Raw genomic sequence first — 12,698 nt, forward strand, 5'->3', positions numbered from 1 at the left:
GCCCCGTGCGGCTATAGTTGGACGCACTGACCAATTGTGGTGCCGGTGGAACGCGGTCTTCCGCGTTCCACCGGCACCACCATGTCTGCCGAATGAGGTCCTCCGTTGTCCCGTTCCCTGCTCCTGCGCTCCGCCTCCTTCATGGCCGCGTGCCTGCTGACCCTGTCTGGCTGCTCAGTCGGCTGGACCGGTACCACGGGGGCGTCCTCGTCTCCGTCGAACCAGGCTCATGACGCCGCCGCCGAGGAGGCCGAGGAGGAACCCACTGGAAAACTGGAGGACACCGGTCCCGTTGATCCATTGGAGTACGGGAACTGCACGTCCTCCGAGATACGCGACTACGATGACGACCTGACCAACAACGACGCGGAGGACACCCGAGCCCAGGCAGAGGCCGAGGTCACCAAGGTGGTGCCCGCCTCCGACCAGGTCAATGTCACCTCCAACGAGCTCTCCACCGATCAGGTGGTCAAGGTCTCGGCTGGGGCACGAGACGTAACAATCACTGCACAAAATCTCGTGGTCGTCATCGAGGGAGAGATCGAGTCACTCACCGTCCACGGGTTCGACAACACGATCTGGATCGATGCATCCAATAAAGTCACGTTCGGCCCGAACGACGGAGACAACCTCAATTACGTCTTCTGGCGCTCCAGGCCTCCACAGTCGAAGGTGGATCCACAAGGCGTCAACATGATCGGCAAGGATGTCAACGCCCCTGTCATCCGCTCCTGCCGCTCCTTCTCATGATGGCGGTCGCGACAGAGTCGGACAAGGCCTTCCGACATCGGTGAGACGGTGCAATCGGAAGGCCGAGCCTCCTTATCCCTCCGAGTCGGTCACCGTCGACACAACCGGCGGAGTTGAGGGATCGGATCCCGAGTAGACGTTCAAGTCACGGAAATGGGGACGAAGAAGGTTCTCCGGGCTGAGAATCTCATCAAGAACAGATTCTTCGAGCAGCCCCATCTCCAGAACCACCTCTCGCACGCTGCGTCCTGAACGGGCACACTCTCGCCCCACCATGTCGCCATTGTGATGGCCGATTACCGGGTTGAGGTAGGTAACGATTCCGATCGAGTCCAGCACATTGCGACGGCATACATCCTCATTGGCCTCGATCCCCACGATGCACAGCTCCCGCAGGGTCGACATCCCACGAGTGAGAAGATTGATGGACTCAAAGATGGCCTGGGCAATCACCGGTTCCATGACGTTGAGCTGGAGCTGTCCGGCCTCAGCGGCGAAGGTCAGCGCGACGTCATTTCCAATAACCTTGAAACAGACCTGGTTCACCACCTCCGGAATCACCGGATTGACCTTGGCCGGCATGATGGAGGAACCAGCCTGACGCTCAGGCAGCCTGATCTCCCCCAGCCCCGCACGAGGCCCAGAGGACAGCAGTCGCAGATCGTTGCAGATCTTGGACAGCTTCACCGCCAGACGCTTGATCGCCGCATGCATCGAGACGTAGGCACCTGTGTCACTCGTGGCTTCCAGCAGATCATGCGCTCCTCGAACATCCAGACCAGTGATCTCCCGCAGATGCCCGACGACAGTGCTCTGATAGTCCGGCGGGGTGTTGAGCCCCGTGCCGATCGCCGTGGCTCCGAGGTTCACCTCCAGAAGCAGAGCGGCGTTGTTGTGAAGCCGACTGACCTCCTCCTCCAACAGAACGGCGAAGGCCTCGAACTCCTGCCCCAGGCTCATAGGAACAGCGTCCTGAAGCTGCGTACGCCCCATCTTCAGAACATTGACGAGCTCCACCCCCTTGGCACGCATGGAGGCGATGAGTCGCTCAAGCTCCTCGATGAGCGAGCCGACAAGAGTGAACAGCCCCAAACGGAATCCAGTTGGATAGGCATCGTTCGTCGACTGGGACTTGTTGACATGGTCGTTGGGGTTGACGATGTCATAGCGACCCTTGGCATATCCTAGGAACTCCAGAGCGAGGTTGGCAATCACCTCATTGGTATTCATATTGACGCTGGTTCCGGCACCTCCCTGGAACTGGTCGACCGGAAACTGATCAAGGCAGCGCTCAGCAACCAGCACCTGGTCGCACGCCCACACAATCGCACCAGCAACCTCCGGGTCAAGAGCTCCCAGATCACTGTTCGCTAACGCCGAGGCCTTCTTCACCTGCACCATGCCACAAACAAAGGCCTCTTCATCACCGACCACCGATCCAGAGATCCGGAAGTTCTCCATCGCGCGTAGCGTGTGGATTCCCCAATAGGCTTCCAGTGGAACCTCCCGTGCACCAAGAAGATCTTCCTCCGTACGGGTTGCCTGCGTCATCTTAAGCCTCCGAGTTGTCTAGCCAGGCGCCTACGTGCGCACATCTATGCTGGCACACAGTGCGCACACTCAGGTCATTGCAGATTCACATACCATGGGCTTCCACAATGGTTACGCTATTGTAACCTGTGTAATCCACTCCGCCTGCACAACACACCATCCTTAGTTATCCCCGTATTTTCAAGACAAACCCGTGTCGGATCACACGCCGCGCCAATCGGGAACCTACTGTCCCCACGATATTCCAGTCGGTAGCATCCACAGCATGGATGAGTTGAGCGCTCCGGGAGTGTCTGCACTGCGACAGGCGCAGGACACAATTATTGAACACTCACTGGACCGCATCAGTTCGGCCCATGATTTCTACCGAACCCTGCCGGAAGGATCGCGCGACCAGATCGCAGCGGTGGCCCGCCTGGGCGTCACTATGTTCGTCGACTCGGCGGAGAACCCGTCGACCCCGTTGGCCCCCTCTCAGATCTTCTCCGTGGCCCCTGCCGCCCTGACCGGCGTGATCACGCTGGAGCAGACCCTGGCTCTGGTGCGCACCGTCCTCGACGTTGTTGTTGACGAGGCTCCTCGCGCCGTGCCGGCGGAGGATCATGACACTGTCCGCATCCTCGTCCTGACCTTCGGGCGCGACGTCGGCTTCGCTGCGGCTGAGGTGTATGCCCGGGCAGCAGAGGCACGAGGCGCTTGGGACGCCCGGTTGGAATCTGTAGCGGTCGACGCGATGCTCCACGACGCCCCCGAGGACGCCGCGACCCGGGCCGGAACTGCCGGCTGGAACGGAACCGGACCGGTGGTGGCCATCGCTGCCAAGACCACCCTGGATGCGCTCGGGGTCTCCAGGTTGCGCCACGAGTGCCGCAACCTGGCCAGTGACTGCCTGGTATCGGTACGTGGTGACTCCGTCCTCATCGTCCTGGGCGACAGCTCAGCCGCCCCCGGTTCGGCATCCAAGCACTCCTCCCGGGACGCCACTGCTGAGCAGCTGGTGGACCAGGCGGCCATGCAAGTGGCCGGCGGCCTGGGAGGGTCGGCCGTCGTCGGCCCCGTGGTCTCGGGAATCTCGCACGCCGGCCGCTCACTGCGCTCCGCCCTGGCCGGGCTGCGGGCCCTGCCCGGGTGGGCCGAGGCGCCCAACCCGGTTCACGCCGATGACCTCCTGCCCGAGCGGCTCCTGGCCGGCGACGAGCTCGCCGGCGAGCAGATCCTCAATCTGGTGCACGCACCCCTCCACGAGATGGGCGACCCCTTCGAGAGCACAGTGGCCACCTACCTGGCCCTGGGCGGGAGCCTGGAAGCCACCGCACGAAACCTGTTCGTGCACGCCAATACGGTGCGCTACCGTCTGGGCCGGGTCAGTGAACAAGTCGGTTGGGACGCAACAAACGCCCGTGACGGCCTCATGCTGCACATGGCGATCATCGTGGGCCGACTGGCTGTCAGCCGAGAGGCTTGAGGCGCCGCGGACGTGGTGAGCATCCGCGTCCCCCTCCTAGGCGACCGGACCGTCCGTCCCATTCGGACTGGTCCGGTCGCTGCGCTATGACAACACGTCGGTCACGACTCGCTCCCCGGTAACGCACCTATTCCGGAGCACCCATTCTCATCTGGGACAATGGTCCGACCTGCGGCGCCGCCGCGGGCGAACCACAACCATCATCGAGCCACAGTGCCGTCACGGATCCTGGATGCTCCGTCGCGGCGTCAGAAGGAGCCACCATGGCTGAGCAGAGCAACGACGACGTCCAGCCCGTCATCACCCAGATCGTCAGCGAGGAGTCCGGCGTCGCCGCCAAGGACATCACCCGTGAGACCACCTTCGCCCAGGATCTCGACGTCGACTCCCTGGGTCTGCTGACCATCGCCACCCAGGTCGAGGAACGCTTCGGCGTGGCCCTTGACGACTCCCTCATCCCGACCCTGCCCACCGTCGGAGCGCTGGTTGACCTGGTGACCTCCAAGAAGGCCTGACCACAGACATGAGCCCGGAAGCCGAGTGCCGCCCTGACGACGTCGTCGTCACCGGCCTGGGGACCGTCAACCCTCTGGGCGCAGACGTCGAGACCACCTGGAGCGCTCTGCACCAGGGCACCTGCGCGGTTCGCACCCTTGAGCACGAGTGGGTCGGGCACCATGAGCTGCCCGTGCGGATCGGCGCTCCCCTGGCGGTCGATCCCGCCGAGATGCTCCCACCCCGCCAGATGCGCCGTCTTGACCGCGCCAGCCAGTGCGCGCTGCTGGCCGCCCGCCAGGCCTGGGAGCAGGCCGAGGCTCCACAGGTCGCCCCGCAGCGTCTGGCCGTGTCCGTGTCCCCGGGAATGGGCCCGGTCCTGTCGGTCATGGAGGCGTGGGACACCCTGAGGGACAAGGGGCCCCGGCGCGTGCTGCCGACAGCGGTCCCCGCGCTCATGCCCAACGCCCCGGCGGCGGCCGTCGGGATCGAGCTGGGGGCGCACGGCGGTATCCACGCTCCGGTCTCAGCCTGCGCCTCGGGGGCTGAGGCCATCGCATACGGTGCGGACCTCATCGCTCTGGGACGGGCCGACGTCGTCGTGGCCGGGGGCACGGATTCGGCCCTTCACCCGATGACCGTGGCCGCCTTCGGCGCCATGAGGGCCCTGTCGACGCGCAACGACGACCCGCAGACCGCCTCTCGCCCTTTCGCACCGGACCGCGACGGCTTCGTCCTGGGCGAAGGGGCCGGGCTCCTCGTCCTGGAGCGAGCCGCGCACGCCACGGCCCGTGGCGCACAGGTCCTGGCCGTGCTGGCGGGCTCCGGGGTCACTGCCGACGCCTACGACGTCGCACGCCCCGAGCCATCGGGTGCGGAGCAGGAACGAGCCCTGCGGCTGGCTCTGGATCGCGCGGGCCTTGATGCCGGCGCCGTCGGGCACGTCAACGCCCACGCCACCTCGACACCCGCCGGCGACGTCGTCGAGGCCGGTGTCCTGGCCAGGACGGTTCCGAGTGCGGCGATCAGCGCCACGAAGTCCGCCACCGGTCACCTCCTGGGCGGGGCCGGGGGCCTGGAGGCGGTGCTGACCGTCATGGCGCTGCAGGAGCGTTGGGCCCCGCCCACGCTGCTGCCAGCCGGAGTGGATCCGGAGCTGGCCCGGCTCGGTCTGGACGTCGTTGGGCCGCAGGGCCGCGCCCTGCCCCAGCTGGAGGCGGCGGCCAGCACCTCCTTCGGCTTCGGTGGGCACAACGTCGCTCTGCTCCTCACCCGCCAGTAGTCGTGCTCGGGCGGGCGGTGCCGTGAGACCTCGCCTGTGACCCACCGCGCTGGACCCGGCCGGTGCGGTCAGGCACAATAAGCCGTGCATGCCGCGTACGTCATGACATGAGCCCGGTTGTGGGTCGAGACCGTTGGGGAAGGCGAATCTCGAAACCAACCAGGAGGCGATACTCATGATCGGTGCCTACACCCGCGGTGTACTTTTCGTGCATTCAGCACCTCGGGCGCTCTGCCCCCACATCGAGTGGGCAGCGGCCGAGGTGCTCGGTTCACGTGTCCACCTGGACTGGACCGAGCAGCCTGCGGCACGGGGCATGATGCGGGCCGAGACCAGCTGGGTGGGACCCGCTGGAACGGGAGCCAGTCTTGCATCGGCCCTGCGCGGCTGGGCGAACCTGCGCTACGAGGTGACTGAGGAGGCGAGCGTCGGCACCGACGGCGGCCGCTGGTCCCACACCCCCGATCTGGGCATCTTCCACGCCCAGACGGATGTTCACGGCAACGTCGTCGTCCCCGAGGACCGGATCCGGGCTGCGCTCGTCTACGCGGCTGAACCTGAGAGGATGCGCCGCGAGCTCGACCTGGCTCTGGGACAGGCCTGGGACGACGAGCTCGAGCCCTTCCGCTACGCCGGAGCCGGTGCACCCGTACGTTGGCTGCACCGCGTCGGCTAGGAGCACACCCCGCGGAGCTCGCCGCATCGCCTCCTGAGAACCGGGTGGGGCAACAGGTTTCATCACCTGTTGCCCCACCCGGTCCACATCCTTGGGGCGTTACAGCCCCTGCGCTCGCAGCTCCTTCATCGCCTTGGCCCGGTTCTTCCGGTCGAGGCGATCGAGGTAGAGGCGGCCCTCCAGGTGGTCGCACTCGTGCTGGATGCAGCGGGCCATGAGCTCCTCCCCCTCGACGACGACCTCCCTGCCGTCCAGGTCCACACCCTCGGCCCGGGCGTACCACGCCCGCTCCGTGGGGAACCACAGGCCCGGCACTGACAAGCAGCCCTCGTCCCCGTCCTGGTACTCGTCCTTGGACACCTCGACGATCCTGGGGTTGAGGATGTAGCCGATCTCGCCGTCGATGTTCCAGGAGAAGGCGCGCAGACCGATCCCGATCTGATTGGCGGCCAGGCCGGCCCGGCCGTCCTCGTCGACCGTCTCGAGCAGGTCCTCAACCAGGGCCTTGACGGAGTCGTCGATGTCAGTGATCCAGTCGCACTCGGTGCGCAGGACCGGGTCGCCAATGATGCGGATGTCGCGGTATGCCATGGCGGCATCCTCCCATGACCGAAGCGACGAGGTCATGTCCGGCCCGTCTCGTGATCAGGTGTTCGCACACCACCGACGACACCCGTCGAAGACCGGATGGGCTCCAAACACAGACGAAAACGAAAAGCCCCCAGCCCGATCAGCTGAGGACTTCCCTGGCGGCTCCTGCGGCTGGACTCGAACCAGCAACCGTCCGATTAACAGTCGGATGCTCTGCCATTGAGCTACGCAGGAATGCGTTTGACGCGCAGTGAACTTTAGCAACATCCCGCGGCGACGTCGAATCCGGCGAATCGGAGGAAACGCTGCTATTCCAACAACATCCTACCGTGTGGGAAGGCCCACACCCTCGCGGACGCGGTCTTCCAGCTCCTGAAGCGCCTGGCAATCCTCCACCTCATCGACCTGTGAGATCAGTGGCCGGGTGACGGAGTAGAGCTCACCGTCACTGCCTCGACGCACACTCGCTGTGGCCGTGGCGCCGCTGGGAAGCGTTGTCACGGCGCTGTGGACGATGGCGGCCTCCACCCGCTGGCGCAGGGCCTTGGCGAAGGGGGCCGCATCAGCGGAGGCGTAGGCGTCGCCGTTACGGACTCCTGCCGGGACCTTCAGAACGAGGTCCTCGCGATCCTGCTGCGACCACCTCAGGATGAAGACGCGCTCCTGCCCGTCCCAGGTACCCTGCTCCACCTCGTCCCAGGAATGGGTCTTGGGCCTGCTGCACCCGTTGAAGACCACGAGGGATCCGGTCGTGGCCACCGCCCACGCCGAGCCATCCGCATTGAGGGGGACGGCTCCCAGGGCGGGCTCGCGCAGCTGCTCACGCATCTCCAGCGGAAGTGCGGCGGTGGAGCGGGTGGATGAACCTTGACGACGTCGCAGGATCGACATGACCGTCAGGCTACCCGCACCTGCTCACCTGGTGTGCCACCGGCCTGCCTCAGGCTCCCTGCCTGATCTGCATGCGGCGCTGCTCAAGGGCAGCGATCTGGGAGAACAGCTCGCGGTAGCCCTCCTCCTGCGGCGACATCCGCCGGTGGCGTGAGCGCATCTCAACGAGCCGCCGGTTGATACCCATGACGGCGAGGGAGCCGAGCACGCCCTTGGCGTAGCGTTCCAGCCCGGAGGCGTCCACCTCGGTGCCGCGTCCCCGGATCGTGGGAAGTGGCAGGGGCGCCACGGCGAGCTCGGTGATGGCGGCCTCGACCAGGTCGATGGCGCCGTCGCGCACCTGCTGGAGCCAACGCAGCGTGGCCCGGCGCTGCGCCTCCTGCTCCCCCGTGCCTGCGGACACCGCCTGCTGGACCAGCCCCAACACCTCCGCAGTACCTCCGGCGGCGGCGACGGCCTCGTAAACGGCCCGGTGGGTGAGCTGGCCGAAGGAGTCGGCTCCCATCTCGTCAGCACCGGCGTGGTGGGCTGCCACCGGGAACTGGATGATGACGGCCAGGGCCTCACGCTCGAGCTGCTCGACGGGGTCGGTCACCGGCGGCAGCCCCCGCACGGGGGCCGCAGCATCGGGGCCGGCGGTCTCGTCGGTGGGCCACTGACCGCCCCGTGCAGCGCTGGGCTGTGCCCCTCGCCTCCCTGCGGCCTGGACTGCGGCGTGGACCTCAGCATCGGGTAGTCCCAGCCATCCGGCGAGCCGTCGGGTGTACTCGCGCTTGAGCGCCCGGTCTCGGATGCCGGCCACCACCGGTGCCGCCGAGCGCAGGCCCCGGACCCGCCCTTCGGAGGTGTCCAGGTCCAGGTGGGACAGGGAGGTGCGAATGACGAACTCGAACAGCGGCACCCGTCGGGACAGCAGGCGCGGGATGCCCGTGTCCCCCTCCTTCATGCGCAGGTCGCAGGGGTCCAGGCCGCCGGGGTCGACGGCCACGAAGGTCTGGGTGGCGAAGCGCTGGTCCTCGGCATAGGCGCGCAACGCGGCCTTCTGGCCGGCTGCGTCCCCGTCGAAGGTGAAGATGACCTCGCCGCCTCGAGCCTCGCGTCCCTGGCCGGTGACGACTCCCGCTGCGGGGTCGTCCACGTCTCCTAGGAGACGGCGTACCACCCGCACGTGGTCCGCGCCGAAGGCGGTCCCGCACGTGGCCACGGCCGTGGTCACCCCGGACAGGTGAGCAGCCATGACGTCGGTGTAGCCCTCGACGACGACGATCCGGTGCGAGCGGGCGACTTCCCGCTTGGCCAGGTCCAGCCCGTAGAGGACCTGGCTCTTATGGAAGACAGGGGTTTCGGGCGTGTTGAGGTACTTGGGACCCTGGTCCTCCTCCGAGAGCTTGCGCGCCCCGAAGCCGACAGTGGCTCCGGTGACGTCTCGAATGGGCCAGATGAGGCGGCCGCGAAACCGGTCATAGACGCGTCGCCCGTCCTGCCCGCCCCGGCTGCACAGGCCGGAGTCAACCAGCTCGGCCTCGGTGTAGCCGGCACTGCGCAGATACCGGGTGAGATGGTCCCATCCGGCCGGCGCGTAGCCGACGCCGAAGTGCGCGGCGGCGTGGCGGTCGAAGCCCCGGGCCGTGAGGAAGTCCCGCCCCGGCTGGGCCTCCGGGGTGGCGAGCTGCTCGCGGAACCAGGCCTCGGCCAGACGGTTGGCGTCCATGAGGCGCTGACGAGTGCCCGGCTCCACCCCACGCCGCACCGCGCCGCCCTCCTCGTAGCGCAGCTGGACCCCGGTACGGTCGGCGAGGTACTCGACTGCCTCGGCGAAACCGAGGTGATTGATCTTCTCGATGAAGGTGATGACGTCACCGCCCTCACCGCAGCCGAAGCAGTGCCAGTAGCCGAGCTGAGGGCGGACGTGGAAGGAAGGGGTGCGTTCGTCGTGGAAGGGGCACAGACCCTTGAGCGAACCGACACCGGCGCTCTTGAGAGTCACGTGCTCACCGACGACGTCCTCGAGCCTGGCGCGCTCGCGCACCGCCTCGATGTCCTCACGCCTGATCAGTCCCGCCACAGGGCCATCGTAGGCGAGGGCTCCGACATCCGGCGCCAGGGTTTTCACTGAGCGCCGGTTAGACCTCGGAGAACATGCCGCACAGCCGGGCGTGCCAGGCCCGCGCAGAGGTATCCGTCAGGGAGGCGATCTGGTCGACGACCACCCGCAGGCGCTCATCATCGCTCTCGGCCCGGTTCCAGACATCGAGCAGAACCGGGTCGATCCCCTTCCCACCGCCGGTCATGAGGGCATCGGCGAGATCGAAGATGAGGGTGCGTTGGCGCATGTAGACCGGCTCATGCTCCCGGGGCTCCATGACGTAGCGCACGGCGATGCCCTTGAGGAGGAGGATCTCCGCAGCCGTCTCCTCGGGGATGACGAGCTCGGCCTCATAGCGGGGCAGGGGGCCATTGCCGTAGGTCTGGCGGGTGGCGGCGGCGACCGCTGAGACGAAGCGGCCGATGATCTCGCTGGTGAGGTTCTTCAGGCGTGCGGCGTCGGCCACTGAACCGTTGTAGGAGCGGATCCAGTAGGGCTGGTCGGACAACCTCTCGAAAGCCGCTCCGAGGGCGTCGGCGCTCAGGTCGGTGCCGTACCAGGCCCGCGTGGCCTCGAGAAGCTCTTCGACCTCGTTCGGGTCGGTCAGGCAGGCCGGGTCCACGCGTCCCAGGGCGATCGCGTCCTCGACATCGTGGACGGAGTAGCCGACGTCGTCGGACAGGTCCATGATCTGCGCCTCGATGCAGCGCCTGCCCTCCGGAGCCCCCTGACGCATCCAGGCGAAGATCTCGACGTCGCTATCGTAGGCGGAGTACTTGCGCGCGCTACGTCCACTCGGGCCACCCGGTCCCTTCCCCTTGAGCCAGGGGTACTTCGCGACAGCGTCGAGGCTGGCCCGCGTGAGATTGACACCGACCGGCCGCCCAGCCTCATCAAGGGTCTTGGGCTCCAGCCGGGTGAGGATCCGGAAGGTCTGGGCATTGCCCTCGAAGCCTCCGATCTGGCGGGCCACGACGTCGAGCGCCTTCTCACCGTTGTGTCCGTAAGGAGGATGGCCCAGGTCATGGGACAGGCAGGCGGTATCGACGACATCAGGGTCACATCCCAGCGCCTGCCCCAGAGCGCGCCCCACCTGCGCCACTTCCAGGGAGTGGGTGAGCCGGGTACGCACGAAGTCATCGGCCGCCGGCCCCAGCACCTGGGTCTTGGCCCCCAGACGTCGCAGCGCCGAGGAGTGGAGGACCCTGGCCCGGTCACGCTCAAAAGGGGTGCGTTGGGGATTCTTCGCCTGCTCGTGAACAAAGCGCTCCACGTCCTCCACCCGGTACCCGGACAGACCAAGGGCATCGTGTCCGTCGATACGCACAGGCTCGGATCCAGAATGCTGCGCTGACATAGTCACAAGGTAGCGCAGAAGCGGGTTACCATGGACGTCACCATTCCGACACCTCCGACACCTCCGACACCGTCCCAGGGGAGCGCCGGTACCCGATCCTTCCACCATGCGGTCGCCACGCACCCTCCTCACATCGATGAATCACCTCTTGGGCGTGAAGCCCCTGGGCGCGCGCCCGGCGGAAGGGAGACACCTGCCGTGACCACCACCACTACCCTCGTTCACCGGCCCTACGACGGTCCGGAAGAGTGGTGGCGCCACGCGCTGGTCTACGAGATCCCCTCGCCGACCCTGGGAGCCGCCGAGCTGGACCGCACCGCCCCCATCATTGAGCACGCCCTCTACCTGGGCATGGATGCGGTGCTCATCCGTCCGAGCCTGCTCGACGTCGACACCGAGATGGACTCGATCCGTCGGTTCATCGACAAGGCAGGCGAGCAAGGGCTGCGCACCATCGTGCGCATCTCCGGCGCACTCGGTCCGATCACGGGCCCCTACGCCAAGCAGACCACCGGCTTCGTCACCGGTCTCGAAGGATCCGCCGACGACCTGCTGCGCCGTTCGGAGGCCTACCTGCGGGCCGGTGCGGCCGGGATCGACCTGGGTACCATCGTGCCCCCTCAGATCACCAGCGGGATCCGTTTGGATCGGCTCAGCGCCTACTGCGCCATGCTGCACGGCCAGCTGGCCGAGTACGTCGATGAGGGCATCATCGGCGCCGACGTGACCGCCGACTACCCGGAGTCGCTCCGCCATCACCTCCAGGACGACTGGGTGCACCACCTGCGCGACGACTGTCTGACGCTGACACGGTGGAACGCCGAGTCGCTCACGTCCCACCTGACCCGGTCGCTCGATGAGCACGACCGCTTCGGCGCTCCCCCCACCTGGCGCTTCCTGCCTCCCCACATTCTCTCCGAGCACCTGGATCCGGGTGACGGACAGCGCTGGTACTCCGTTGACCACGACGAACGGCTGCGTCGGGGGCTGGCGCTGCAGGCCATGATGCTGGCCCTCCCCGGCTCGCTCTACCTGCGTCAGGGCGACGAGATCGCCCTGTCCGACTCCGACAAGCCAACCGCTCCCCTGGAGCTGGCCGACATGGTGGCTGAGCACACGCAGGTGCAGTCCTCCCAGTTCGGCTCTCCGGCCGCGACCGTGCGGCACGCGGCGCATGTGCGTCTCGAGTACAACCTGGCCTGCGCGCCCCTGGCCTTCGTCACCGGCCTGGAGTGGTGCCCGCCCCAGACCCTCGCCTTCCTGGTGCGGGGAGTCCTGGTCGTGGTCAACACCTCCGACTCCCCTGTCACTCTGCCGGCTGAGGCCAAGGTTCTTCTGTCCTCTCAGCCCCCGCGTCAGGAGAAGGGGCGCCCACTCGTGCCTCCGACAACGACGACGTGGCTGGAGGCCACGACTGTTGCCTAACCACCCTGTCCTCTGAGGAGGATGGAGCGGTGGCGGGTCTGCCCCACATCCCCATCCAGCACGGTCGCCCCGAAGGGACGGCTCACGAGTGTAGCCGGGTGCCACGCGTCGAAGCATGTTCAAGACGTC

11 protein-coding genes and 1 tRNA gene are annotated in these 12,698 nt (G+C 66.8%); 6 read left to right on the forward strand and 6 right to left on the reverse strand.

All coding sequences use genetic code 11. From position 1 onward, the window contains the following. The first annotated feature begins 105 nt into the window (after window positions 1-105). On the forward strand, window positions 106-750 hold the full coding sequence (locus FBF36_RS07585) for a DUF3060 domain-containing protein (RefSeq protein ID WP_009397370.1): 645 nt from the start codon (window positions 106-108) through the stop codon (window positions 748-750). Window positions 751-822: 72 nt separating this feature from the next. Here FBF36_RS07585 and aspA read toward each other — a convergent pair whose 3' ends face one another. Next, a complete protein-coding gene (aspA, locus tag FBF36_RS07590; RefSeq protein ID WP_034492910.1) occupies window positions 823-2,301 on the reverse strand; it encodes an aspartate ammonia-lyase in 1,479 nt (492 codons plus the stop codon). Window positions 2,302-2,566: 265 nt separating this feature from the next. Here aspA and FBF36_RS07595 point away from each other — a divergent pair, with 265 nt between their 5' ends. From FBF36_RS07595 to FBF36_RS07610, 4 genes are all read left to right on the forward strand, one after another. Continuing rightward, a complete protein-coding gene (locus tag FBF36_RS07595) occupies window positions 2,567-3,766 on the forward strand; it encodes a PucR family transcriptional regulator (protein WP_192574962.1) in 1,200 nt (399 codons plus the stop codon). Window positions 3,767-4,029: 263 nt separating this feature from the next. Further along, entirely contained in the window at window positions 4,030-4,281 is a 252-nt protein-coding gene (locus FBF36_RS07600) for an acyl carrier protein (protein WP_009397376.1), read from the forward strand. A gap of 8 nt (window positions 4,282-4,289) precedes the next feature. Beyond that, window positions 4,290-5,543 carry a beta-ketoacyl-[acyl-carrier-protein] synthase family protein gene (locus FBF36_RS07605; RefSeq protein WP_009397377.1) on the forward strand — a complete coding sequence of 418 codons (1,254 nt, stop codon included), beginning with the start codon at window positions 4,290-4,292 and terminating at the stop codon, window positions 5,541-5,543. A gap of 175 nt (window positions 5,544-5,718) precedes the next feature. After that, window positions 5,719-6,219: a DUF3145 domain-containing protein gene (locus FBF36_RS07610; protein ID WP_034492916.1), complete on the forward strand. Its 501-nt coding sequence runs from the start codon at window positions 5,719-5,721 to the stop codon at window positions 6,217-6,219. A gap of 99 nt (window positions 6,220-6,318) precedes the next feature. Here the strand turns inward: FBF36_RS07610 and def are convergent, their stop codons facing one another. From def to FBF36_RS07635, 5 genes are all read right to left on the reverse strand, one after another. Next, entirely contained in the window at window positions 6,319-6,810 is a 492-nt protein-coding gene (def, locus tag FBF36_RS07615; RefSeq protein ID WP_034492918.1) for a peptide deformylase, read from the reverse strand. A 162-nt stretch (window positions 6,811-6,972) separates the two neighbouring features. Then, window positions 6,973-7,044, reverse strand: a tRNA-Asn gene (locus FBF36_RS07620). 90 nt (window positions 7,045-7,134) lie between these two features. Continuing rightward, window positions 7,135-7,701, reverse strand: a complete 567-nt coding sequence (locus FBF36_RS07625) for a hypothetical protein (RefSeq protein WP_034492920.1) — start codon at window positions 7,699-7,701, stop codon at window positions 7,135-7,137. Between the two features lie 49 nt (window positions 7,702-7,750). Continuing rightward, window positions 7,751-9,766: a DNA primase gene (gene dnaG / locus FBF36_RS07630; protein ID WP_034492946.1), complete on the reverse strand. Its 2,016-nt coding sequence runs from the start codon at window positions 9,764-9,766 to the stop codon at window positions 7,751-7,753. A 58-nt stretch (window positions 9,767-9,824) separates the two neighbouring features. Beyond that, window positions 9,825-11,144, reverse strand: a complete 1,320-nt coding sequence (locus FBF36_RS07635) for a deoxyguanosinetriphosphate triphosphohydrolase (protein WP_034492925.1) — start codon at window positions 11,142-11,144, stop codon at window positions 9,825-9,827. Window positions 11,145-11,342: 198 nt separating this feature from the next. On the opposite strand from FBF36_RS07635, the gene FBF36_RS07640 reads away from it, so the two are divergent. After that, on the forward strand, window positions 11,343-12,569 hold the full coding sequence (locus FBF36_RS07640) for a hypothetical protein (protein ID WP_009397384.1): 1,227 nt from the start codon (window positions 11,343-11,345) through the stop codon (window positions 12,567-12,569). Window positions 12,570-12,698 lie beyond the last annotated feature (129 nt).

Origin of the sequence: Actinomyces sp. oral taxon 171 str. F0337, from assembly GCF_005696555.1 — a bacterium.
GTDB classification, from domain to species: domain Bacteria; phylum Actinomycetota; class Actinomycetes; order Actinomycetales; family Actinomycetaceae; genus Actinomyces; species Actinomyces oris_E.

Coding starts and splice junctions, on each gene's coding strand:
- aspA (WP_034492910.1), bottom strand. CDS start 2,301: ATGACGCAGGCAACCCGTACGGAGGAAGATCTTCTTGGTGCACGGGAG.
- FBF36_RS07595 (WP_192574962.1), top strand. CDS start 2,567: ATGGATGAGTTGAGCGCTCCGGGAGTGTCTGCACTGCGACAGGCGCAG.
- FBF36_RS07600 (WP_009397376.1), top strand. CDS start 4,030: ATGGCTGAGCAGAGCAACGACGACGTCCAGCCCGTCATCACCCAGATC.
- FBF36_RS07605 (WP_009397377.1), top strand. CDS start 4,290: ATGAGCCCGGAAGCCGAGTGCCGCCCTGACGACGTCGTCGTCACCGGC.
- FBF36_RS07610 (WP_034492916.1), top strand. CDS start 5,719: ATGATCGGTGCCTACACCCGCGGTGTACTTTTCGTGCATTCAGCACCT.
- def (WP_034492918.1), bottom strand. CDS start 6,810: ATGGCATACCGCGACATCCGCATCATTGGCGACCCGGTCCTGCGCACC.
- FBF36_RS07625 (WP_034492920.1), bottom strand. CDS start 7,701: ATGTCGATCCTGCGACGTCGTCAAGGTTCATCCACCCGCTCCACCGCC.
- FBF36_RS07635 (WP_034492925.1), bottom strand. CDS start 11,144: ATGTCAGCGCAGCATTCTGGATCCGAGCCTGTGCGTATCGACGGACAC.